The sequence below is a fragment of the Amycolatopsis sp. PS_44_ISF1 genome (assembly GCF_032335455.1).
Classification (GTDB): Bacteria; Actinomycetota; Actinomycetes; order Mycobacteriales; family Pseudonocardiaceae; genus Amycolatopsis.
Genome location: NZ_JANUXO010000001.1, coordinates 3,305,830 through 3,329,418, shown reverse-complemented (window position 1 = coordinate 3,329,418; position 23,589 = coordinate 3,305,830). Strand labels below are relative to the sequence as shown.

Here is a 23,589-nt window from a genome sequence, read left to right as displayed (position 1 = left end):
CACCTGGTGGGCCACGGCAGTCCGGGAACCGATCGCCGACCGCCCTCCCCGAACCGTGCCGTTCCGGCGGAATCCGCCAGACCACCCCGGTCCCGGCCGCGAAGTGGTCACCGGCGATTCGGGTGCCTCGAACGGCGAGCGCCGCCGGCCGTCACAGGTCGGTGTAGGCGATCGCCGATTCGCCCAGGCTGCCGAAGTAGACCCGGCCCGCGTGCTCGCGGACGCCCACCAGCAGGTGGAAATCCGGGATCTCCCCCCGCAGTTCCCGCTCCACCTTCCCGTCCGGAGTGACCGCGAGCACGCCTACCTCGCGTTTCGGCGCGGGCTGCAGCGCGACCGGCAGCCGCCGCACCGCCGACCTCAGCGCCGCGGGCAGGCGCTGGGCCACGGCCAGGGCGGGCACCCGCGGGCTGGCCTGCGTGATCCAGATCAGCCCGTCGCTCCCGGTGGCGATGTTGTCCGGGTGCCCGGGCAGCTCGTCCACCAGCCGGTCACGCTGCCCGGCGCGCGGGCCGTGCAGCCAGATCCGCGTGACACGGCAGGCGCCGGTCTCGGCCACGGCCACGAACGACCCGTCCGGGGGCAGGGCCACGCCGTTGGCGAACTGGAGACCGTCGGCGAGCAGGTCGATCGCGCCGTCCGGGGTGCGGCGCAGGAGCCGCCCGCCCGCGGTCCGCTCGATCAGGTCGTCGCGCCAGCGGTCGATGCCGAACCGGCGCGAGGAGTCGGTGAAGTACACCGTGCCGTCCGGCGCGACGGCCGCGTTGTTGCAGAACACGAAATCGAGCCCGGCGCCGGCGGTCGCGAGTGTGGTCACGGGGCCGCCGGCCAGCGGCATGGTGAGCAGGCCGGCGCGGGCGTCGCAGATCAGCAGCTCGTCTTCGCCGTAGAGCTCCAGCCCGAGCGGCCGGCCGCCGGTGTCGCCGAGCACGTCGATCCGGTCGCCGTCCGGGGACAGCCGCAGGATCCGGCCGTCGTCCACGCCGGTGTACACCCGGCCCCGCCCGTCGACCACCACGTCCTCGGGCGCGTACCCGTTGACCGGCACGACCGTGACCGGGCCGAAGTGCATCGTCGTCTCCTAACGGTAGGTGAGCAGACCGGCGGCGCCCGCCTCGAAGTGCGAATGCTCGTTGAAGGTCAGCAGGTGCACGCCGCCGCGGCCGGAGGCGAGCTTGGTCAGCCCGCCGTTGACCGTCACGCGGTTCAGCTTCAGCAGTCCGGTCTCCGGCGTGCCCAGCAGCGCCCCGCAGACCGCGCCGATCACCCCGCCGGAGGTGAACACCACCGCGTGCTCCCCCTTCCCGAGCGACGCCACGAGCTCGGCGAGCGCGTCCGTGCAGCGGGCGAGGAACGCGGGCCAGGTCTCGGCGCACGGCCCGTCCGCACCCGCCGCGACCCACGCGGCCAGCGCGGCGTCGAGCACGCTCTGGTACGCGCGGGAGTCCTCCTGCGCGGCCCCGCCGGCGTGGTGGCGGGCGATGTCGACGTGGTCGTACTCGTTCCAGCGCGGGTCCTCCACCACCGGCGGGCCGGCACCGAGCGCACCGAGCGCGGTGGCCGCGGTGTCCCGCTGCCGGGCGAGCGAGCCGGAGCGGGCCTGGCGGAACCGCAGCCCGCGGCGCGCCAGCTCGGCACCGACCACAGTGGACTGCTCGAATCCCAGCCCGGACAACGCGTCGTAGTCCTCGGCGCCGAACGAGGCCTGGCCGTGGCGGACGAGGTAGATGGCGCCCACTTTCAGCCCCGGCCCTTCGCGATGACCTCGCGGCAACGCTGTTCGAGGTAGCGGACGAACCGCCAGAAGTCCTTGAACGCCGGGTTGTGCGTCCGGCCGTCGTGGTAGCGCCGGTAGATCTGCTGGATCACCACGCCGAGCCGGAACAGCCCGTACACCTCGTAGAACCGCCAGTCGCCGATCTCGGTCCCGGTCGCCTCGGCGTAGTGGGCGACGAACTCCTCGCGGGTGTACATGCCCGGCACGTGCGTCGGCTGGCGGCGGCTGGCCTTCATCACGTCGTCGTCATCGGCCTGGACCCAGTAGGACAGCGTGCTGCCGAGCTCCATCAGCGGGTCGCCGAGGGTCGCCATCTCCCAGTCGAGCACGCCGGTGATGTCCAGCGAGGCGGGGTCGAGGACCAGGTTGTCGAGGCGGTAGTCGTTGTGGATCAGGCAGATCCGGGTCTCGCCGGGCCGGTGGTCCTCCAGCCAGCGGATCACGTCGGCGAAGTCCCCGACGTTGTCCGTGCGCGCCTTCTCCAGCCGTCCGGCCCAGCCGCGGACCTGCCGCTCGACGTAACCCGCGCCCCGGCCGAGATCGCCCAGCCCCGCCGCGTCGACGTCCACCGCGTGCAGCCGCACCAGCCGGTCGACCACCCGGCCGGACAGCTCGCGCGCCTGCCCCGGCGTCAGCTCGAGGCCGGCGGGCAGGTCGCCGCGCAGGATCAGTCCGTCCAGCCGTTCCATCACGTAGAAGTCCTCGCCGAGCGGGCTGTCCTCGTCCCCGCGGCCGAACGCCAGCATCTCCGGCACGTACGGGAACACCGGCTTCACCGCGCGCTGCACGCGGTATTCGCGCCGCATGTCGTGCGCCGAAGCGGCCTTGGGCCCGGCGGGCGGGCGCCGCAGGATCAGCTCGCGGCCGGGGTAGGAGAGCAGGTAGGTCAGATTGGACGCACCGCCCGGGAACTGCCGGACCGCCGGCGGCCGCCCGCCCAGCCCCGGCACCCGCCCGGACAGCCAGGAATGCACGGCCGCCGCGTCGAACCCGTCTTCGGCCCGGACCTCGACCGGTCCGCCGGCGCTCATGCGAACCTCCTCAGCACGCTTGCCGGTGCCACCCGCAGGGCCAGGGTCAGCGCCCGCCACGGCCACGGCGGCACGTACGCCACCTTCGGCTCGGCCTCGATCGCCTTCGCCAGCGCGCGGGCACCGGCCTCCGCCCCGGTGGCCAGCCGCCGGCCCTCGAGCCGGTCGTACATCTCGGACTGGATGTACCCCGGCCGCACGTCGGTCACGGCAATGCCCTTGCCCCGCAGTTCCAGCCGCGTGCCCTCGGCCAGCGCCGAAATGCCCGCTTTCGCCGCCGCGTACGCGGTGACGCTGCCGGGCAGCCCGCGGACCGCGGCGAACGAGGAGATCACCGCGAGGTGGCCGTCGCCCTGCTCGCGGAAGATGCCGACGGCGGCCTCGACCTGGGCCGCCGCGGCGACGAAGTTGGTCTCCAGCGTCTGCCGGTTGGCGTCGAACCGGCCGGTGCCCACCGGCCGGCCCTTGCCGAGCCCGGCGTTGACGATCACGCGGTCGAGCGAGCCGAGGTCGGCCCGGAACCGGTCGAACACGCTGAACACGCGGTCGTGGTCGGTCACGTCGAGGCCGTGGGTCACCACCCTGATGCCCGGGTAGGCCGCCTTGAGCTCGGCCGCCAGCGCGTCGAGCCGGTCGGTGCGCCGGGCGCAGAGCGCGAGGTCCCGGCCCCGCGCGGCGAACTGGCGGGCCATGCCCTCGCCGAGTTCGGAGCTGGCACCGGTGATCAGGATGTTCTTCCGCAGGACCATGGATCAGACCTTACCGGCTGGTAACCCCGCCGGTGGCCCGGCGCGGGGCATCGCCGGGCCACCGGTACCAGGTACGGCCATCGGCAGGCACGGGGCGCGGTCCGGCTGCCGGAGGCCGGGGGAGGTGCCGACGCGCCGGGGCGGGCGCGGGGCTCGACCACCATCCAAACGCGACCGCGCAGGTCAGGGCAATGGTTGCCAGTTGCCAGTACTAGGCCGAACGCTGCAGTGACCCGGTCCTGAGCTGGGCGGGACCCTGCTAACGTCTGAGTGTCGGGTTGGACACTCCAGGTGAACGGACCAGCGGCGGGAACGGTCGGGCAGAGCGATGGCGGGTGGAGCGGCGAACGGCGCCGGACCGGGCGCGGCGCCGGACCGGACGGCGTTCGCGAGCGCGCTGCGGGCCGCCATCGCCACCAGCGGGCTCTCCCTCGACCGGATCCAGGCGCGGCTGCGCGCCCGGGGCACGGCGGTGAGCGTCACCGCGCTGAGCTACTGGCAGTCCGGCAAACGCCGGCCCGAGCGGCCCGGCTCGCTCTCGGCGGTGCGCGTGCTGGAGGAGATCCTCGGCGTGCCCGCGGGCTCGTTGCTCGGCCTGCTGCCGCCGCCCCGGCCACGAGGCGGCGCCCGGCGGGACCGCGCCGGCGAGGAGCCGCTCACCTTCGACCGCGAAACGCTCCAGCCGCTGCTCGACCGCGTCGGCGCGCCGAACGCGCTGAACCGCCAGAACCAGCTCAAGCTCGTCGGCCTGCACGACCTGTGCGAGATCGCCGAGGACGGCGGCCAGCGCTCGGTCACCGCACGGGCGGTGTTCCAGGCGGGGGCGGACGGCCAGGACCGCTGGCTGCTGGTCTACACCCAGGGGGACGCGGCCGCGGTGCCCGAGCTGCATGCGGTCCGCAACTGCCGCGTCGGGCGCGCCGAAGTGGACGAAACCCAGGGCGTGCTGGTCGCCGAGCTGCTGTTCGAGCGCACCGTGGACCGCGGTGACACCCAGCTGATCGAGTACTCGCTGACCAACGCGGGCCCGCCGTACCCGGAGTGCCGGAACACGCACTACCGCGAGTTCCGGCGGCCGGTGCGCGAGTACCTGCTGGAGGTCCGCTTCGCGCCCGAAGCGGTGCCCACGCGCTGCTGGCAGTACGGCCGGCCGAACGACGGCCCGCCGTCCCGCCGCCGTCTCGAGCTCGACGGCGGGAACGGCGTCCACGCGGTCGCGCTGGACTTCGGGCCGGGGATCTACGGCATCGAGTGGGAGTAGCGCTCAGCCGAGCTTCGAACGGAGCACCTTGCCGGTGGCGTTGCGCGGCAGCTCGTCCAGGAACTCGACCTCCCGCGGGACCTTGTACCGGGCCAGGTTGGCCTTCACGTACTCCCGCACGCCTTCGAGGTCGAGGTCCGATCCCTCCGCCCGCACCACGAACGCCTTGAGCCGCTGGCCGAACTCCGGGTCTTCGACCCCGATCACGGCCGCCTCCAGCACGTCCTCGCGTTCGACCAGCAGGTTCTCCACCTCGACCGGGAACACGTTCTCACCGCCGGAGACGATCATCTCGTCGTCGCGGCCGTCGATGAAGAGCAGGCCGTCGTCGTCGAAGTGGCCGACGTCACCGCTGGAGAGCAGGCCGTCGATGATCTCCTTGTGCCGGCCGTCGGTGTAGCCGCCGAAGCTCAGGCCGCTCCCGACGAACACGCGCGCCGTCACGTGCGGCTCGGTGACCTTCCGGCCGTCCTGGTCGTACAGCGCGACACGGCAGCCCACCGGCGCGCGGCCGACGGTACCGGGCGCGCGCTGCCAGTCCTCCGGCGTCGCGACGGTGGCGACCGCGACCTCGGTGGAGCCGTACAGGTTGTGCACCACGGGGCCGAACGCCTCGTTCGCGCGGTTGCCGAGATCCGGCGACAGCGCGGAGCCGGCGACGAAGACGATCCGCAGGCACGACGTGTCGTACCGGGCGCGGGTCTCGGCCGGCAGGTCGACGATCCGCTGAAGCATCGTCGGCACCAGCACCAGCGCGGTGCAGCGGTGCTCGGCGACGCCCTTGAGCGTCTCCTCCGGGCTGAACTTCCGCCGCATCACCACCGTGCAGCCGAGCGCGAAGGACAGGATGAACTGCGAAAGCCCGGTGCCGTGGAACAGCGGCGCACCCATGTACGTCGCTTCGCCGGTGCGCAGCGGGATGCGGTCCAGGAACTGGGCGGAGGCCAGCGCCGAGGTGTGCGGCCGCGGCGCACCCTTGGGCGTCCCGGTGGTCCCGCTGGTGAGCAGCACGAAGCCACCGGGCTTGGCCGGTGGCGGCACCGGCCGGTCGTCGGTGCTGGCGATGATCTCGTCGAGCACCGGGAGGTCCCGCCCGGCGTGGTCCCCGTCCGGGTCGACCCAGGCCAGGTACCGCTCGACCGACGGGGAGATGGCGTCCAGCAGCCCGGTGAACTCCTGGTCGTGGACGAGCGCGGTGACGCCCTCGCGCTCGGCCACGTCGGCCAGCTGCGGTTTCGCGAACCCGGTGTTCATCAGCAGCAGGCGCGCGCCGAGCTTGCCGGACGCGGCCATGGTCACCACCAGCCCGCGGTGGTCGCGGCACAGCGCGGCGATCACCGAGCCCGGCCCGAGGCCGCGCTCCGACCAGGCCCGGGCCAGCGCGTTCGACCGGTCGTCGAGCTGCTTGTAGGTGAGCGGGCCGACCTCGTCGACGATCCCGACCGCGGTGGGGTCGCGCCGGGCGGCGATGTGGGTGGCCCCGGCGAACGGGCCGTACCTGCGGATGGCCACGAGCGAGCGCAGCCCCTCGTCGAGGCGGGGGAACGGCACCAGTCCGGCGCGGCGCATCACCTCGACGCTGCGCACGGTCTCCGCCACCTTGTCCGTGACCAGGCTGGCGAGCTCGAACACACCGGCCGGGTATCTCATCCGGGCACCTCCGTTGCTGCGGCGGGAGAGAGAGCCAGACCGCCGTCGGCGTACCGGCGGTATGGGAGCTACTCGACAGTAGCCCAAGCCGGGCCCGCGTGCACCAGGCAACCTCGGGCGGCTTCGGTGGCCGGAATTGTCGGTGCTCTCGCGCACAATGCCGGGGTGCAGGTACTCACCGGGCCGGAGGAGGACTCCGGCTACACGATCGACTCCCCCTCGGGCCCGCGGACCGGGCTGTCCGAGGCCGAGTGGGTGGCGCAAGTGCGGCGCCAGGAGGCCGAGAGCGCGCCGCGGTGGGTGTTCCCGTCGGTGGCGGCGGTGTACCCGGTGCTGATCGCGGCCGGGGTCCGGCTCCGGCGCTGCCACGACCTCGGCCTGGCCGAGGGGCTGCTGCTGGCCCACGAGGGGCGGGAGGAACAGTCCCGAAGCCTGCGCGCGGCGTGGGCCCGGGCGAACGGGCAGGAGGCGCCGGGCGAGGGGACGGTGTTCGACGACGGGGGTGGCGGCGGGCACGGTGGTTTCGGCGGGCACGGTGCTCATGGCGGACACGGTGGTCATGGCGGGCACGGTGGTCATGGCGGGCACGGTGGTCATGGCGGGCACGGTGCTCATGGCGGTTACGGCGGTGCGGGTGAGGAGGTTCAGCCCACGCTGTTCTCCCCCCGCGGTCCGGGGCTGCCGGCCGGGGTGACGGTGCTGGCCGCGGCCCGGCGGGTGCTGGCCGAGCAGGAGAGGCGGATCGCGGCCCTGCCCGCGCCCGGGAGGATGCGGCTGCTGCTGGCCGCGGAGTCGGCGAGTGCGCTGGCCGCCGGGGAGATGACCGCCGACGGGCTGCCGTGGCGGGCGGACCTGCATTCGGAGCTGCTGGAGCAGCGGCTCGGGCCACGGGTCCCGGCCGGGCAGCGGCCGAGGGCGCTGCTGGAGCTGGCCGGGCGGATCACCGAGGCGTTCGGCGGCCGGGCGGTGAACCCGGACTCGCCGCCGAGCGTGGTGCGGGCGCTGGCGCGCGAAGGCATCGAGGTGCCTTCGGCGCGCAAGCACTTCCTGCGCGAGATCGACCATCCGGCCGTGGAGCCGTTGCTGGAGTACAAGGAGCTGTCCCGGCTGCACTCGGCCAACGGCTGGGCCTGGCTGGAGGAGTGGGTGGCCGACGGGCGGTTCCGGCCGCACTACATCGTGGGCGGGGTGGTGTCGGGGCGCTGGGCCACCCGCGGCGGCGGGGCGTTGCAGATCCCGAAGGTGCTGCGCACCTGCGTGCGGGCGGACCCGGGCTGGCAGCTCGTGGTGGCCGACGCTGCGCAGCTGGAGCCGCGGGTGCTGGCGGCCCTGTCCGGCGACCGACGGCTCGCGCAGGTGGCCGCGGCCACGGACCTGTACACCAGTTTGGGCGAGGCGCTGGCGCCCGGCCCGCGGTCCGTGCCAGTGGTTTCCCGTGACCCGCGCGACGACCGCACGAAGGCCAAGACCGCCATGCTCTCGGCCATGTACGGCGGCACCTCGGGCGAGGCCGCCCCGCTGCTGGCGTTGCTGCGTCAACGCTTCCCGGACGCAATGTCCTATGTGGAGCACGCCGCGGCGGCGGGCGAGCGCGGCGAGCGGGTGCGTTCACGGCTGGGCCGCACGTCCCCGGCTCCGTCGGCCGCCTGGCGCGCGCTGACCGGCGGACTGGCCGAGGACGAGGCCGCGGAGACCCGCGCCCGCCGCGCGTCGCGGGACTGGGGCCGGTTCACGCGCAACTTCGTGGTGCAGGCCAGCGCCGCGGACCTGACGGCCGTGCTGCTCGCCACCCTGCGCCAGCGCCTGCCCCCGCCCGCGCACCTGGTGTTCTTCCAGCACGACGAGGTCATCGTGCACACCCCGGCCGACCTCGCGGACGAGGTGTCGGCGCAGATCGAGGCCGGCGTGGCGGAATCGGCCCGCCTGCTGTTCGGCGAGGCCTGCCCGGTCCGGTTCCCCCTGCACATCGCCCCGGTGGAGACCTACGCGGAGGCGAAGTAGCCACTCCGGACCGCAGACCCCTTCGAGCGGCTGACCCCCGCCCGGGTAACCCGATGGCGGGACGCCGCCCTCTGGACGGCCGGGGCTGGTCGGCGGATCGGCTTCTCCGGCGTGAAAAGGGGAAATCACCGACCCAGTTCAACCGGAGCGAAGTCAACCGTGCAGCGCTGTCGAGGCCCGCTCGGCGATCACTGCGTCGAGTTCGCATGATGCGGAAGTCGACGAAGAAGCGCCTGAGAAGTCCGTCACCCGCGAACCGAGCTGTCTCAGGCGAAGGCGTCGTCCAACGCCTTCGTGATCCGCTTCAGCGAAACCGGGTGCGCGGTCCCCAGCGTCTGGGCGAAGAAGCTCACCCGCAGCTCCTCGATCATCCACCGCACCTCGTCCAGGGCCGGGGAGGAAGTGCCCGGCGGTAACGAAGCCAGCGCCGCCCGGTACTCCCCCGTGATCCACGCGACGTCGGCGGTACGCTGCAGGTCCCGGGTCGGCTCGGTGGGCAGCTTCTCCAGCCGGCGCTCGATGCCGCGCAGGTAACGAACCACGTGACGCAGGCGGGGCGCGCCCGTCTCGGTGACGAAACCCTTGTGCACCAACCCGTCCAACTGGACGCGGATGTCCGCCAGTGATTCCGCCGGGCCCCGGGTGTCCGGCAGGAGCGTCTCGACGTCGTTGGCCGCGCGCAGGATGCGCTCGACCTCCGTGAGCACGTCCAGCACCGCCGGGTTCAGCCCCGCCCGGACCTGCTCCAGCAGTTTCGCGAAGCCCGCTTCGGCCCACACCGGTCCGCCGGCCGCGGCCATCAGGGCGTCGACCGCGCAGTCGACGCAGTCCTCCAGCAGCGCGGCGACGCTGCCGTGCGGGTTGCGGTTCAGCACCAGTTTCGAGGAGTTCGACAGCGACCTGGTGATGAACTTCATCGGCGAGTTCAGGTTCAGCCGCAGCATCCGCCGCGTGCCCGCCCACATCGCGTGCTCCTGCTGCGCCGGGGTGTCCAGCAGCCGCACGGCCACCGAAGCACCCTCGTCCACCAGCGCGGGATACGCCTTCACGTCGTGGCCGCGCTGCTTCGACGCGAACACCTTCGGCAATTCACCGAACGCGGGCGCGGTCAGGCCCGCCTTCTCCAGGCTGTTCGCCGCCTTGGAGATCGTCTCGCGCACGCGCGGGGCCAGGCGCCGCTTCAGCTCCTCGACGTCCTTGCCCTCGGCCACCTTCCGGCCACGCTCGTCGACGATCCGGAACGTCACCCGCAGGTGGTCCGGCACCTGCGCCAGGTCCCACGCGGAGTACGGCACCGCCACCCCGCGCAGCGCCTCCAGCTCGTCCGAGAGCACGTCGACCAGCGGACCGTCCGAAGGCGACACTCGCGAAAGGACGTACTTCGCCGTGTCCGGGGCCGGCACGAAGTTGCGCCGCACCGCCTTGGGCAGCGACTTGATCAGCTGGGTGACCAGTTCCTCGCGCAGTCCGGGGACCGGCCAGTCGAACCCGTCCGAGGTCACCTGGTTCAGCACCGGCAGCGGCACGTGCACGGTGACGCCGTCGGCGTCCGCGCCCGGCTCGAACTGGTAGGTGAGCTTGAAGACCAGCGAGCCCTGCGTCCACGAGTCCGGGTAGTCCGACTCGCGTACCCCGCCCGCGGTTTCGTTGATGAGCATGGACTTCTCGAACGACAGGGCGTCCGGGTCCTCGCGCCGGGCCTGCTTCCACCAGGTGTCGAAGTGGCGCACCGAAACCACGTCGGCCGGCACGCGCCGGTCGTAGAACTCGAACAGCGTCTCGTCGTCGACCAGGATGTCGCGGCGGCGCGCCCGGTTCTCCAGGTCCTCGACCTCCTCGAGCAGCGCGCGGTTCTCCGAGAAGAACTTGTGGTGGGTCTGCCAGTCCCCCTCCACCAGCGCGTGGCGGATGAACAGCTCGCGCGAGAGCTCGGGATCGATGCGGCCGTAGTTCACCCGCCGGTCGGTGATCAGCGGGACGCCGTAGAGCGTCACCTTCTCCACCGCCATCACCGCGCCCTGCTTGCGCTCCCAGTGCGGTTCGGAGTAGTTGCGCTTGACCAGGTGCGCGGCCAGCGGCTCGACCCACTCCGGCTCGATGCGCGCGTTGACCCGGCCCCACAGCCGCGAGGTCTCCACCAGCTCGGCCGACATCACCCAGCGCGGCTGCTTCTTGAACAACGACGAGCCCGGGAACACCCCGAAGCGCGCGCCCCGGGCCCCCAGGTAGTCGCCCTTCGCCGGGTCCTTGAGCCCGATGTGGGACAGCAGCCCGGCGATCAGCGAAGTGTGCACCCGCTGCGGCTCGGCCGGGGTGGTGTTCAGCGCGATGCCCAGCGGTTTCGCGAGCTGGCGCAGCTGGCTGAAGATGTCCTGCCACTCGCGCACCCGCAGGTAGTTCAGGTACTCGGCGCGGCACAGCCGGCGGAACTGGTTGCCGGTCAGCGCCTGCTGCTGCTCGGCCAGGTAGTCCCAGAGCTTGAGGTAGGCCAGGAAGTCCGAGGCCGGGTCGGCGAACCGGGCGTGCTGGGCGTCGGCCGCCTGCTGCTTCTCCGCCGGGCGCTCGCGCGGGTCCTGAATGGACAGAGCCGCGGTGATGATCATCACCTCGCGCACGCAGCCGTTGCGCGAAGCCTCCAGCACCATCCGCGCCATCCGCGGGTCCACCGGCAGCAGCGCGAGCTGACGCCCGGTCTCGGTCAGCCGGGTGGTCTCGGCGGTGTCGAACGCGCCGAGCTCCTGGAGCAGTTGCACGCCGTCGGCGATCTGGCGGCGGTCCGGCGGCTCCACGAACGGGAACGCGGCCATGTCGCCGAGCCCGAGCGAGGTCATCTGCAGGATCACCGACGCGAGGTTGGTGCGCAGGATCTCCGGGTCGGTGAACTCGGGCCGGGCGTCGAAGTCGTCCTCGGTGTAGAGCCGGATGCAGATGCCGTCGGAGGTCCGGCCGCAACGGCCCTTGCGCTGGTTGGCCGAAGCCTGCGAAACCGGTTCGATCGGCAGCCGCTGGACCTTGGTGCGGTGGCTGTAGCGGGAGATGCGCGCGGTGCCCGGGTCGATCACGTACTTGATGCCCGGCACGGTCAGCGAGGTCTCGGCGACGTTGGTGGCCAGCACCACCCGGCGGCCGGTGTGCGGCTGGAACACCCGGTGCTGGTCGGCCGAGGAGAGCCGCGCGTACAGCGGGAGCACCTCGGTGCCCCGCAGGTCCAGCCGGTTCAGCACGTCGGCGGTGTCGCGGATCTCGCGCTCGCCGGAGAGGAACACCAGGATGTCGCCCGGGCCCTCGGCGCACAGCTCGACCACGGCGTCGGCGATGCCCTGGGTCTGGTCGCGGTCCGGGTCGGCACCGGGGTCGTCCGGGTCGACCAGCGGGCGGTAGCGGACCTCGACCGGGTAGGTGCGGCCGGAGACCTCGACGATCGGCGCGTCGTCGAAGTGCCGGGAGAACCGCTGCGGGTCGATGGTCGCCGAGGTGATGATCACCTTGAGGTCGGGGCGGCGCGGCAGCAGCTGCTTGAGGTAGCCGAGGATGAAGTCGATGTTGAGGCTGCGTTCGTGGGCCTCGTCGATGATCAGCGTGTCGTACTGGCGCAGCATCGGGTCGGTCTGGACCTCGGCCAGCAGGATGCCGTCGGTCATCAGCTTGACCAGGGTGTGCTGCCCGGACTGGTCGGTGAACCGGACCTTGAACCCGACGGCCTCGCCCAGTTCGGTCTTCAGCTCGGCGGCGATCCGGTCGGCGACCGTGCGCGCGGCCAGCCGCCGCGGCTGGGTGTGCCCGATCTGGCCGCGGATCCCCCGGCCCAGCTCCAGGCAGATCTTCGGCAGCTGGGTGGTCTTGCCCGAGCCGGTCTCACCCGCGACGATCACCACCTGGTGGTCGCGGATCGCGTCGCCGATCTCGTTCTTGAGCCGGCTGACCGGCAGCTCGGCCGGGTACTCGATCTCGGGCACGGCTTCGCGCCGCCGCCGCACCCGCAGCTCGGCGGCGTTGAAGTCGGCGGCCAGCTTCTCGGCGGCGGACTGCTGGTCACGGGCCCGGCGGGCGCCGTCCAGCCGCCGCCGCAGCCGGTGCTGGTCACGCGACATCAACTCGGGCAGCCGGGCGCGCAGCGCTTCGAGCGGGGATTGAGTGGACATACTGGCCCCGAGGATAGTCGGGCCCGCCCGGCCGGGCTCCCGAATATGCCGCGAGTGACACAATCCCCGCTCACCGGGCGGCGCGCGGCCGCCCGGGGGCAGCCGTTCCGACCGGAGCAGCACGTGCCCCGCGACGAACGGGGCCAGGGCCGCGAGCACCAGGGAGAACTCACCCCGGGTCGGCCCGGTCGGGCCGAGGTCCACCCCGGCCCGCCGGTCGACCGAGTGCAGCCGGGCCGCGAACACCCCCGCGGCGAGATCGGGCACCAAGCAGTCATCGCAGCTTCGAATTTACCATCCCTTTAACATCCGCCACCCTGGAAGTCCACTGTGGACCACCGGTCGGCCACCGGTCACGCGGGGGGAGGCGGCCGGGGTGACCCGGCGGTAACCTCAGGTCCCACCCACCTACCGGGAGGCACCCCGATGGCCGACTACGACGTGGTCCTGTTCGGCGCCACGGGCTTCACCGGCGCCCTGACCGCGGAGTACCTGGCGCGCTCGGCGCCGTCCGGCTGCCGCTGGGCGCTGGCGGGGCGCAACCCCGGCAAGCTGGACGCGCTGCGCACCCGGCTCGCCGGGATCGACGACCGGCTCGGCGAGCTGCCGCTGCTGACCGCGGACGTCACGGACGCGGGCTCGCTGCGGGCCGTCGCCGCGGCCTCGAAGGTCGTGATCACCACCGTCGGCCCGTACCTGGAGTACGGCGAACCGCTGGTCGCGGCCTGCGCCGCGGAGGGCACCGACTACGTCGACCTGACCGGTGAGGCCGAGTTCGTCGACCGGATGTACCTCGCCCACCACGCGAAGGCGGCCGAGACCGGCGCGCGGCTGGTCCACTGCTGCGGCTTCGACTCGATCCCGCACGACCTCGGCGTCCGCTACACCGTGCAGCTCCTGCCCGAGGGCGTCCCGCTCCGGGTGGACGGCTACGTGCGCGCCGGCGCGATGCCTTCGGGCGGCACCCTGCTCACCGCGATGACGGCGATGTCACGCCTGCCCCAGACCGCCCGCGCGGCCCGCGACCGAGCCGCGGCCGAGGGCGGGATACCCGGCCGCACCGTGCGGACACCGGCGGGCACCCCGCACCGCTCCCCCGGCGGGCAGTGGGCCGTGCCGCTCCCCACGATCGACCCGCAGGTGGTGGGCCACTCGGCCCGGTCCTGCGAACGGTACGGCCCCGACTTCCGCTACCGGCACTTCGCGGCGTTCTCGCACCTGCCCTCGGTCGCAGCCGGAGCCCTCGGCCTGGGTGCCCTCTTCACCGCCGCGCAGCTGCCACCGGCGCGGCGGGCCCTCTCCCGAAGGCTGGCGCCGGGGCAGGGGCCGAGTGCGGAACGCCGGGCGCGGTCGTGGTTCTCCGTGTGCTTCGAGGGCACCGGCGGCGGCGAGCACGTGCGCACGGAGGTCTCCGGCGGCGACCCCGGTTACGACGAGACGGCCAAGATGCTCGGCGAATCCGCTCTCTGCCTGGCCTTCGACCCACTGCCCGAGACCGCGGGCCAGGTCACCACGGCGACCGCGATGGGCGACGCGCTGACCACCCGGCTCAGTCGCGCCGGGATGACTTTCCGGACCCTTTGACCTGCGCGGCGACCCGGTCCGCGTAGACGGGACCCGGCCAGCGGGTCGAGCTCGGTCAACGCCCGGTCGTCCCTGATCAGGGCGCGCGCCATCAGCGGCTCCGGGGTGCGGGCGGACAGCAGGTCCCAGCCGCCGGCCGCGAACTTGCTCGCGTTGCAGACCGCCGCGGCATCACCCCGGCGTTGTCCACCAGCACGTCGATCCGGCCGAACGCCTCGGTCACCGCGTCGGCGAAGGCTGCGGGCGAATCCCGCTCACGCACGTCCAGCGTGCAGGCCCGGCCGCCGTACGCCGCGGCGGCTTCTTCCGCGAGGTCCAGGTCGCCCACGCACACCGCGGCGCCCGCGCGGGCGAACTCCGCGGCGGTCGCGAGGCCGATGCCCCGGCCGCGCAGCCTCCCGGTCGGAGCGGCCAGCTGAAACTGTTGCGCCCGTTGACATCGGTGTAGTAGCTGGAACATCCCGCCCGACTGGTACACGGTGCCCGGCAGCGCGGCCTGCACCTCGGCGTTGAACCGGTCCTGCGCCTCGCGCCGCACCTCCAGCGCCCCCGCGCCGCAACTGAGCCTCCATGATCATGACGGCCGAGGTGTGGCCGGTGCCGAAGATGATCGCGCCGACCTCGGCCGAGGAGACGTCGGCGCCGAAGACCCGGGAGCCCTCGACCGCGCGCACGGCGGTCGGGTGGAGGTCCACAGTGGACCGGTTCAGCGCCCGGTAGGAGGTGCTGGACATCAGCAGCCGCTTGCAGCCCAGCGCGTAGTCCGGGGTCAGGGCCTCGCGCAGCGCGGGGTCCCGCACGCTCAGCCGCAGCAGCCGCCGCCCCAGGCTCGGCACCGCCGCTTCGCCGTCGCGCATTCTAGGATACTAATAGTATCTCAATACCGACGGTACTCCAATTACCCGGGCGTTTAGAGTGCTCCCATGGCCCGACTCACCCGCGCGGAAAGCCAGGCGCGCACCCGAGAACAGCTCGTCGACACCGCCAAGCAGCTCTTCCTGCGCGACGGGTATGCGGTCACCTCGCTGGAGAAGGTCGCCGACGAGGCCGGGTACTCCAAGGGCGCGGTCTACTCGAACTTCCGCGGCAAGGACGAGCTGGGCCTGGCCGTGCTCGACCGCATCCACGACGAGCAGGTGAACCTGGTCGCGGACGCGCTGGCCGGCGCCGACGGGGTGGAGGGCCTGCTCACCGCGTTCCAGTCCTGGGCCGAGCGCAGCATCGGCGACGAGGCGTGGACCGCGCTGGAGGTCGAGTTCGCCACCAACGCCCGCCGCGACCCGCACGTGCGCGCGGAGCTGGCGAGCCGCGACAAGGCCATCCGCGACGCCATCGCCGGTCTGCTCGCCGGGTACGCCGAGCGGTTCGGCATCACCCTGCCGATGCCGGCCGCCGACGCCGCGACCGCGCTGCTCAGCCTGGGCATCGGCCTCGGCGTGCAGCGCGCGATCGACCCGGCCATCCCGGTGCACGTGCTGCCGGACGTGATCCGGCTGTTCACCGGAAGCACGTCCACAAAGGACTAGAACGGGTCCACCGCGCACCGCGGTGCCGATGCACCGCTCACCGGCACCGTCCGCTTCACCCCTTGCCGCCCGGGGTCGCCCGTGGTTATCGTGGCGCTACGCCGCAGCCGCACCCGAAGTCCCGTTTTCCCAGCTCCACCGGGGAATTCGTGGCTTCACCCGTCCTGTCCACGTGTGCTCCCCCTGCGGAAGGGTCCCCTCCCATGCGCAAGACGCTGCGGCCGGTCCTGGTCACCGGTCTGTCGATGGCCGCGGTCCTCGCGGTCGCGTCCGCCACGCCCGCCCTGTCCTCGGCCGCCCCCGCGGCTCCCGGCCTCGTCTCCGGCGCGTCCGTCCTGGCCTCCGGCGGTGACCTCGCTTCGCCGGAGAAGAAGGAAATCGCGATGAAGCTGGTGTCGAGCGCGGAGAACTCCTCGCTCGACTGGAAGGCGCAATACTCCTACATCGAGGACATCGGCGACGGCCGCGGGTACACCGCCGGCATCATCGGCTTCTGCTCCGGCACCGGCGACCTGCTGGAGCTGGTGCAGGACTACACCCGGTCCGTGCCGGGCAACCCGCTGGCCCGGTACCTGCCCGCGCTGGAGAAGGTGAACGGCTCCGACTCCCACAGCGGCCTCGGCCCGGCGTTCGAGAGCGCCTGGAAATCGGCGGCGAAGACCTCGCAGTTCCAGTCCGCGCAGAACGCCGAGCGCGACCGGGTGTACTTCGACCCGGCGGTGAACCAGGCGAAGTCCGACGGGCTCGGCGCGCTCGGCCAGTTCGTCTACTACGACGCCATCGTGATGCACGGCCCCGGGGAGAGCTCCGACAGCTTCGGCGGCATCCGCAAGTCCGCCCTGAAGAAGGCGAAGCCGCCGGCCCAGGGTGGCGACGAGACCGGCTACCTCAAGGCGTTCCTCAGCGCCCGCAAGGTGATCATGAAGCAGGAGGAGGCGCACGCGGACACCTCGCGCGTGGACACCGAGCAACTGGTGTTCCTCGGCAACGGCAACCTCGACCTGCACACCCCGCTGAAGTGGAAGGTCTACGGCGACCCGTACGAGATCGGCTGACCGGCTCCGCCCGCACCGGGGAAGGCCCGGGTCACCCCGCTCGGGTCTTCCCCGCCCGGCCGTGGTCCCTAGGATCACCGCACATGAAGCGAATACTGGGGACCGTGTCGTGCGCTGTGGTGCTCGCGGCCCTCGGGGCCACGGGGCTGTCCGACGCTGCTCCGGCCCAGACCGCCGAACCGCCGCCGCTGGCCTACTCCGGCCCGGCGCGGCAGCTGGTCACCGTCGTCGGCTCCTCGGCTTCGGCGACCACCGCCGTGCTCACGGCCTGGGAGCGCTCCGGCGGCGGCTGGGCCCGAGCGCTCGGGCCGTTCTCCGCCTTCGTGGGCCGGGAGGGCATCGGCCGGGCCAGCGAGACGACCTCGCACACCCCCGCCGGGGTGTTCACCCTGACCGAGGCGTTCGGGATCCGGCCCGCCAACGGGACGCGGCTGCCGTACCGGCAGGTCGGCCCCTCGGACTGGTGGGTCTCCGACCCGCACTCCCCGCTGTACAACCGGTACCACTCGTGCGCGCCGGGCACCTGCCCGTTCGACGAGCCGGCCGGGGAGGACCTCGGCCGGGCCGGGCCGGTCTACGACCACGCGACGGTGATCGACTACAACCGCGATCCGGTGGTCCCCGGGGCCGGTTCGGCCTTCTTCCTGCACGTGTCCGGGGGCCGGCCCACGGCCGGCTGCGTCGCCATCCCCGGCGCCGACCTCGACTCCGTGATGCGGTGGCTGGACCCGGCGGCCCGCCCGGTGATCGCCATCGGGGTGCGGTAGCGGCGGTCAGGATCGCCCCCGGGACCGCGGCCCGGTGCGGCGGTCAGGATCGCCCGGCGAGCAGGTCGTCCGCCGTGCGGGTGTTGATGATCCGGTCCGCGCCCAGCCCGGCCCGCTGCGCCCGGGCACAGCCGTGGGCCAGCCAGTCCAGCTGGCCCGGGGCGTGCGCGTCGCTGTCGACCGCGAACTCGCAGCCGAGTTCGGCGGCCAGGCGCAGGAGCCGCATGGGCGGGTCGAGGCGCTCCGGGCGTGAGTTGATCTCGACCGCGACCCCGTGCTCGCGGCAGGCGGTGAACACCTTCTCCGCGTCGAAGGCCGACTCCGGCCGGCTGCGGCCCCGGACCAGCCGCCCGGTGCAGTGCCCGAGCACGCGGACGTGCGGGTTCGCCACCGCCTCCAGCAGCCGAGGGGTCATCTCACGGGACGGCATGCGCAGCTTCGAGTGGACGCTCGCCACCACGAAGTCCAGCCGGGACAGCAGCGCCTCGGTCTGGTCCAGTCCGCCGTCGAGCAGGATGTCGACCTCGATGCCGTGCAACAGCCGGAACGGCGCGAGCGCCTCGTTCACCCGCGCCACCTCGTCCATCTGGCTGCGCAGCCGCTCGGCGGACAGGCCGTGGGCCACGGTCAGCCGGGGCGAGTGGTCGGTCAGGACCAGCCATTCGTGGCCCAGCGCGCGGCCGGTTTCGGCCATCTCCAGGATCGGGCTGCCGCCGTCGGACCAGTCGGAATGGGTGTGGCAGTCGCCGCGCAGCGCCGCCCGCAACGGGCCTCCGTCCGGCAAGTCCGCTTCGCCGATCTTCGCCGCGTACGCCGGCACGCGGTCGTTCCACGCGTCTTCGATCACGCCCGCGGTGGCCTTGCCGATGCCCTTCAGCGCCTGCAGCGTGCCGGCCCGGACACGGCTCTCCAGCTCCTCGGCCGGCAGCCGGTCGACGACCGCCGCGGCCTGGCGGAAGGCGCGCACGCGGTAGGTCGGCTCACCCGCGCGCTCCAGCTCGAACGCGATGTCACGCAGTGCCCGGGCCGGATCCATGGCTCCTGTTCTACCCCCATCAACCACGCGGTGGCAGCCGGTGCAGCTCGACGTCCACCAGTTCACCACCACGGATCTCGGCGGTCTGGTAGGTGCAGAACGGCTGACGCCGCCGGTCGGTGGGCGAGCCCGGGTTGAGCAGCCGCAGGCCACCGGGGGTCACCGAGTCCCACGGGATGTGGCTGTGGCCGAACACGAGCACGTCGACGTCGGGGTAGGACTCCTCGCAGCGCCGCTCGCGGCCCTTGGCGTCCTCGGTCTCGTGCACCACGGCGATCCGGACGCCGCCGAGGTTCACCCGCGCCACCTCGGGCAGCCAGGCGCGCAGCTCCGGTCCGTCGTTGTTGCCGTACACCGCGACCAGCCGCTTGCTCGCCACGGCCAGCCGGTCGAACGTGTCCAGGTCGACCCAGTCGCCGGCGTGCACGACCACGTCGGCGAGCTCCACCTCGGCCCAGACCGGTTCGGGCAGTTCCTTCGCCCGTTTCGGCAGGTGGGTGTCCGCCACGAGCAGCAGCCGCACTCCGGTTACGCCTCCTTCGCGTCGTTCGCCGGCCCGATCGCACCGAGCACCCGCTCCAGGAACGAGCCGATGTGCCGGCGCAGCAGGTCTTCCGCGGCCCCGGCCTCGCCCTTCCTGGCCGCGTTCAGCACCGCCCGGTGCTCGGCCCACTCCTGGCGCCAGCTCGGGCTCGCGTCCCAGCCGACCACGGTGATCAGCGCGGCCCGGTCCCGCAGGTCGTCCAGGATGGACACCAGCAGCGGGTTGCCGCAGCCGCGGTAGAGGGCCCGGTGGAACTGCCGGTTCAGCAGGCTCAGCGTGACGTGGTCTTTGTCCGCGAGCGCGGCCGAGGCCGTTTTCAGCGTCTCCGCCGCTTCGTCGAACAGCTCCGGTTCGCCCCGCCGCACCACGCGCCGCAGCGCTTCGGGCTCCAGCACCATCCGCACGTCGTAGACCGAGCGCGCCAGCTCCGCGTCGACCACGCACACCGAAGCGCCCTTGTACGGGCTGAACGTGACCAGCCCCGAGTTCGACAGCACCTTCAACGCCTCGCGCACCGGCGTCTTCGACACGCCCAGCCGCTGGGCCAGCTCGGCCTCCACCAGCGGCTGCCCCGGCCGCAGCTCCCGGGTGAGGATGCCGCGCCGGATCTCCTCCAGCACCACTTCGGTCCGGGAGGCGGGCAGGCTGAACGGCGGTGGCATCGGGCGCTCCAGGCTCTCGCGAGGTCGGTGCCATTTAACCAAGCGACGGCGCCGGGAGCCGCGGCGCGCTCGGCGGGACTGATCGTATATCAGATGCCATACTCGGTAAGATCCGGAAGCGACGAGGCAGGGAGCGAGGCGTGACCATCACCGATCCCGAGCGACTGCGCAGCCACCGCTGGTTCGGCGGCGACGAGCTGCGCAGCTTCAGCCACCGCACGCGGGCCCGCCAGCTTGGCTACCGGCCGGAGGAGCACCTCGGCAAACCGGTGATCGCGATCCTCAACACCTGGAGCGACATCAACCCGTGCCACATGCACCTGCGGGAACGCGCCGAGCAGGTCAAGCGCGGGGTCTGGCAGGCGGGCGGCTTCCCGCTGGAGTTCCCGGTGGCCACGCTGTCGGAGACCTACCAGAAGCCGACGCCGATGCTCTACCGCAACCTGCTGGCGATGGAGGCCGAGGAGATCCTGCGGTCCTACCCGGTCGACGGCGCGGTGCTGATGGGCGGCTGCGACAAGACCACCCCGGCCCTGCTGATGGGCGCGGCCAGCGCCGGCCTGCCCGCGATCTTCGTGCCGGCCGGGCCGATGCTGCGCGGGCACTGGCGCGGCGAGACCCTCGGCAGCGGTACCGACCTGTGGAGGTACTGGGACGAGCGCCGAGCCGGGCTGATCGGCGACGCCGAGCTGGGCGAGCTGGAGCGCGGGCTGGCCCGCTCCCCCGGCCACTGCATGACGATGGGCACGGCGTCCACCATGACCTCGGCGGCCGAGGCGCTGGGCCTGACCCTGCCGGGCGCGGCGTCGATCCCCGCCGTCGACTCCGCGCACCACCGGATGGCCGCGGCCAGCGGGGCCCGCGCCGTCGGGATGGTCTGGGAGGAGCTGAGCATCACCAAGGTGCTCGACCGCCGCGCGTACGCCGACGCGATCACCACCGTGCTCGCACTGGGCGGCTCGACCAACGCGCTGATCCACCTGATCGCGATGGCCGGGCGCAGCGGGATCGACCTGACCCCGGCCGATTTCGACGCGCCGGACCGGGGCGTGCCGGTGCTGGCCAACATCCGCCCCGGCGGCGCTTGGCTGATGGAGGACTTCTACTACGCGGGCGGGCTGCCCGGACTGCTGTCGCGGCTGACCGACCTGCTGCACCTCGACCGCGTCACGGTCAGCGGGCGGACGCTCGGCGAGACGCTGGCCGAGGCCCGGGTGCACGACGACGACGTGATCCGGCCCCGGGACCACCCGCTGGCGGCCGAGGGCGGCATCGCCGTGCTGCGCGGGAACCTGGCCCCTTCGGGCGCGGTGATCAAGCACCTCGCGGCCGACCCGGCGCTGCTCACCCACACCGGGCCGGCGGTGGTGTTCGACGACTACCGCGACCTCAGGCGGCGGATCAACGACCCGTCCCTCGGCATCACCGAGGACTCGGTGCTGGTGCTGCGCGGCTCCGGCCCGCTCGGCGGGCCCGGGATGCCGGAGTACGGCATGCTGCCGATCCCGGACCACCTGCTGGCCCGGGGCGTGCGCGATCTGGTGCGGATCTCCGACGCCCGGATGAGCGGCACCAGCTACGGCGCCTGCGTGCTGCACGTGGCGCCCGAATCGCACGTCGGCGGCCCGCTCGCGCTGGTCCGCGACGGTGACCTGATCACCCTCGACGTGCCCGGGCGGGTCCTGCGGCTGGAGGTCGGCGACGCCGAGCTGGCGGACCGCCGCGCGCGGTGGACCGCCCCGCCGCCGCACTACGAGCGGGGGTACGGTGCGCTGTACTCCGAGCACATCACCCAGGCCGATCAGGGCTGCGACTTCGACTTCCTGGCCCGGGCCGGGGCCGACCCGGAGCCCGACCCGCGGTGACCGGTTTGTGCCATGAGGGGCACTAGTCCGCTATATCCGGCTCGGCCCGTACCCTGTAGCGCGGGACGCAGCAGGAGAGGGTGGACAGGTGCCGTACGAACCGCGCTGGCCGGAGTCCGAGGACGAGCAGACCGAGATCCTGCCCGTGGTGATGCCCGGCGACGGGACCGGACAGCCGCAGCAGCCGCAGGAGCCGCGGGCCGGGCGGAGCCGCCGCCTGCGCCGGGCCGGCTGGGTGGGGGGCGGGGTGCTCGGGGTGCTGCTGGTGGCCTACCTGATCGATCTGCTGACCAGCCAGGGCAGCGTGCCGCGCGGGGTCACCGTGGCCGGGGTCGACGTCGGCGGGCTCGACCGGCCGGTGGCCGAACGCGAGCTGCGCAGCCTGATCGAGCCGCGGCTGACCCAGCCGCTCACCGTGACCGCCGGCGAGGCCCGCTCCACGCTGTCGCCGACGCTGGCCGGGCTGCGCCTGGACTGGTCCGCCACCCTGGACCAGGCCGGCGACCAGCCGCTGAACCCGTTCACCCGGCTGGCTTCGTTCTTCACCAGCCGTGAGATCGGCGTGGTCTCGCACGCCGAAGCGGACAAGCTCGACCCGGCGCTGGAGGATCTGCGCGGCCGGGTCGACCGCGACGCGGTCGAGGGCACGGTGCGCTTCGAAGGTGCCACCCCGGTCGCGGTACCGCCGCAGGCCGGGCAGAAGCTCGACGTCGCGGCGGCCAAGCGCGCCGTGCTCGGCGGCTGGGCGAGCGGGCAGGACCTGGCGCTGCCGGTCGTCCCGGCGCCGGTGAAGACCACCGCGGTCGGCGTGCGGGCCGCGTTCGAAGAGTTCGCGAAGCCCGCGGTGGCGAAACCGGTGACGATCAAGGGCGACGGTGCCGACGCGACGCTGCGGCCCGAAGACATCGCCGCCGCGCTGTCGTTCGAGCCGTCCGGCGACGGCGGGCTGAGCCCGAAGATCGATCCGGAGAAGATCACCGGCGTCGCCGGGCCACAGCTCAAGGCTACGGAGAAGGAGGGCAAGGAGGCCACCATCGGCTTCTCCGGCGGACGGCCCGCGGTCGAGCCGTCGGTCGACGGCCGGGCCGTGGACTGGGAGCCGAGCCTCAAGCCGCTGCCCGACGTGCTCCGGCGCGCGGACCGGCGTGAGCTGGACGCCGTGTACAAGGCCAGCCCGGCGAAGGTGACCACCGAGCAGGCCAACCGGCTGGGGGTCAAGGAGGTGGTCGGCGAATTCACCACCGGCGGCTTCGCCACCGACTCCGGGATCAACATCAAAGTGGTCGCGCAGAAGGTCGACGGCGCCATCGTGAAACCGGGGGAAACCTTCAGCCTCAACGGTTTCACCGGCCCGCGCGGCCAGGCCCAGGGTTACGTCGAGGCGGGTGTGATCGAGAACGGCGCCCCGGCGCGCGAAGTCGGCGGCGGCATCTCGCAGTTCGCCACGACGCTGTACAACGCGGCGTACTTCGGCGGCATGAAGGACGCCGGGCACCGCGAGCACAGCTACTACATCAGCCGCTACCCGGCCGCGCGCGAGGCCACGGTGTTCCAGAACCCCAACGGCTCCAGCGTGATCGACCTGAAGTTCACCAACGACTCCACCACCGGCATCGCGATCCAGACCCTCTGGTCGCCGTCCTCGCTGACGGTGAAGCTGTGGGGCACCAAGCGGTACACGGTCGAGTCGGTGCCGGGCGGCCGTTCCGCCCCGACCGATCCGCCGACCAAACCGGGCCCGGCCGAGGGCTGTCACGCCTCCACCGGTGCCCCGGGCTTCACCACCACCGACACCCGCGTGCTGAAGGACGTCTCCAGCGGGCGCGAGGTGTCCCGCTCCACGCGCACCGTCCGGTACAACCCACAGCCGAAGATCACCTGCGGCGCCTGACCCCCCGTTCGGCCGTTCACGCTCCGCGCCTCCACGGGTACGCTGTGC

The 23,589-nt window shown here is 72.9% G+C and carries 19 protein-coding genes; 9 read left to right on the top strand and 10 right to left on the bottom strand.

What is annotated here, in order from left to right; all coding sequences use genetic code 11:
- Positions 1-151: 151 nt before the first annotated feature.
- The 4 genes from NYF13_RS14855 to NYF13_RS14840 are packed head-to-tail and all read right to left on the bottom strand — an operon-like array spanning position 152 to position 3,557.
- Positions 152-1,072: an SMP-30/gluconolactonase/LRE family protein gene (locus NYF13_RS14855; protein WP_315657037.1), complete on the bottom strand. Its 921-nt coding sequence runs from the start codon at positions 1,070-1,072 to the stop codon at positions 152-154.
- Positions 1,073-1,081: 9 nt separating this feature from the next.
- Entirely contained in the window at positions 1,082-1,738 is a 657-nt protein-coding gene (locus tag NYF13_RS14850) for a histidine phosphatase family protein (RefSeq protein WP_315657035.1), read from the bottom strand.
- A gap of 2 nt (positions 1,739-1,740) precedes the next feature.
- The gene (locus NYF13_RS14845; protein ID WP_315657033.1) at positions 1,741-2,808 is read right to left on the bottom strand and encodes a phosphotransferase family protein; all 1,068 of its coding nucleotides are present in this window, start codon (positions 2,806-2,808) and stop codon (positions 1,741-1,743) included.
- Entirely contained in the window at positions 2,805-3,557 is a 753-nt protein-coding gene (locus tag NYF13_RS14840; protein ID WP_315657032.1) for an SDR family oxidoreductase, read from the bottom strand. The genes NYF13_RS14845 and NYF13_RS14840 overlap by 4 nt, the downstream gene beginning before the upstream one ends.
- 328 nt (positions 3,558-3,885) lie before the next feature.
- On the opposite strand from NYF13_RS14840, the gene NYF13_RS14835 reads away from it, so the two are divergent.
- Positions 3,886-4,818, top strand: coding sequence for a hypothetical protein (locus NYF13_RS14835; protein ID WP_315657030.1), 933 nt, complete (start codon positions 3,886-3,888; stop codon positions 4,816-4,818).
- 3 nt (positions 4,819-4,821) lie between these two features.
- Here the strand turns inward: NYF13_RS14835 and NYF13_RS14830 are convergent, their stop codons facing one another.
- Complete coding sequence (locus tag NYF13_RS14830; RefSeq protein ID WP_315657028.1) at positions 4,822-6,468, bottom strand: acyl-CoA synthetase; 1,647 nt, start codon at positions 6,466-6,468, stop codon at positions 4,822-4,824.
- A 165-nt stretch (positions 6,469-6,633) separates the two neighbouring features.
- On the opposite strand from NYF13_RS14830, the gene NYF13_RS14825 reads away from it, so the two are divergent.
- On the top strand, positions 6,634-8,469 hold the full coding sequence (locus tag NYF13_RS14825) for a bifunctional 3'-5' exonuclease/DNA polymerase (RefSeq protein ID WP_315657027.1): 1,836 nt from the start codon (positions 6,634-6,636) through the stop codon (positions 8,467-8,469).
- Between the two features lie 266 nt (positions 8,470-8,735).
- On the opposite strand, the gene hrpA is transcribed toward NYF13_RS14825, so the two are convergent.
- Entirely contained in the window at positions 8,736-12,611 is a 3,876-nt protein-coding gene (gene hrpA, locus NYF13_RS14820) for an ATP-dependent RNA helicase HrpA (RefSeq protein ID WP_315657348.1), read from the bottom strand.
- Positions 12,612-13,037: 426 nt separating this feature from the next.
- On the opposite strand from hrpA, the gene NYF13_RS14815 reads away from it, so the two are divergent.
- Positions 13,038-14,195, top strand: coding sequence for a saccharopine dehydrogenase NADP-binding domain-containing protein (locus NYF13_RS14815; RefSeq protein WP_315657026.1), 1,158 nt, complete (start codon positions 13,038-13,040; stop codon positions 14,193-14,195).
- A gap of 91 nt (positions 14,196-14,286) precedes the next feature.
- Here the strand turns inward: NYF13_RS14815 and NYF13_RS36710 are convergent, their stop codons facing one another.
- The gene (locus tag NYF13_RS36710; RefSeq protein ID WP_396287177.1) at positions 14,287-14,733 is read right to left on the bottom strand and encodes an SDR family oxidoreductase; all 447 of its coding nucleotides are present in this window, start codon (positions 14,731-14,733) and stop codon (positions 14,287-14,289) included.
- A 38-nt stretch (positions 14,734-14,771) separates the two neighbouring features.
- Here NYF13_RS36710 and NYF13_RS36705 point away from each other — a divergent pair, with 38 nt between their 5' ends.
- The 4 genes from NYF13_RS36705 (at position 14,772) to NYF13_RS14790 (ending at position 17,543) form a co-directional block, all read left to right on the top strand.
- Positions 14,772-14,915: a hypothetical protein gene (locus NYF13_RS36705; protein ID WP_396287175.1), complete on the top strand. Its 144-nt coding sequence runs from the start codon at positions 14,772-14,774 to the stop codon at positions 14,913-14,915.
- Positions 14,916-15,118: 203 nt separating this feature from the next.
- Complete coding sequence (locus NYF13_RS14800; RefSeq protein WP_315657024.1) at positions 15,119-15,721, top strand: TetR/AcrR family transcriptional regulator; 603 nt, start codon at positions 15,119-15,121, stop codon at positions 15,719-15,721.
- A gap of 203 nt (positions 15,722-15,924) precedes the next feature.
- Complete coding sequence (locus NYF13_RS14795; RefSeq protein ID WP_315657023.1) at positions 15,925-16,776, top strand: chitosanase; 852 nt, start codon at positions 15,925-15,927, stop codon at positions 16,774-16,776.
- 83 nt (positions 16,777-16,859) lie between these two features.
- Positions 16,860-17,543: a L,D-transpeptidase family protein gene (locus tag NYF13_RS14790; RefSeq protein ID WP_315657022.1), complete on the top strand. Its 684-nt coding sequence runs from the start codon at positions 16,860-16,862 to the stop codon at positions 17,541-17,543.
- Positions 17,544-17,586: 43 nt separating this feature from the next.
- Here the strand turns inward: NYF13_RS14790 and NYF13_RS14785 are convergent, their stop codons facing one another.
- From NYF13_RS14785 to NYF13_RS14775, 3 genes are read right to left on the bottom strand one after another with little or no spacing between them, the layout of a single operon-like run.
- Positions 17,587-18,579 (bottom strand): PHP domain-containing protein, encoded by a 993-nt coding sequence (locus NYF13_RS14785; protein ID WP_315657020.1) that lies wholly within the window; start codon positions 18,577-18,579, stop codon positions 17,587-17,589.
- A 19-nt stretch (positions 18,580-18,598) separates the two neighbouring features.
- The gene (locus NYF13_RS14780; RefSeq protein ID WP_315657019.1) at positions 18,599-19,102 is read right to left on the bottom strand and encodes a metallophosphoesterase; all 504 of its coding nucleotides are present in this window, start codon (positions 19,100-19,102) and stop codon (positions 18,599-18,601) included.
- 5 nt (positions 19,103-19,107) lie between these two features.
- Positions 19,108-19,785, bottom strand: coding sequence for a GntR family transcriptional regulator (locus tag NYF13_RS14775; protein ID WP_315657017.1), 678 nt, complete (start codon positions 19,783-19,785; stop codon positions 19,108-19,110).
- Between the two features lie 146 nt (positions 19,786-19,931).
- On the opposite strand from NYF13_RS14775, the gene araD reads away from it, so the two are divergent.
- On the top strand, positions 19,932-21,650 hold the full coding sequence (gene araD / locus NYF13_RS14770) for an L-arabinonate dehydratase (protein WP_315657346.1): 1,719 nt from the start codon (positions 19,932-19,934) through the stop codon (positions 21,648-21,650).
- Positions 21,651-21,738: 88 nt separating this feature from the next.
- Positions 21,739-23,541 (top strand): VanW family protein, encoded by a 1,803-nt coding sequence (locus NYF13_RS14765; protein WP_315657015.1) that lies wholly within the window; start codon positions 21,739-21,741, stop codon positions 23,539-23,541.
- Positions 23,542-23,589 lie beyond the last annotated feature (48 nt).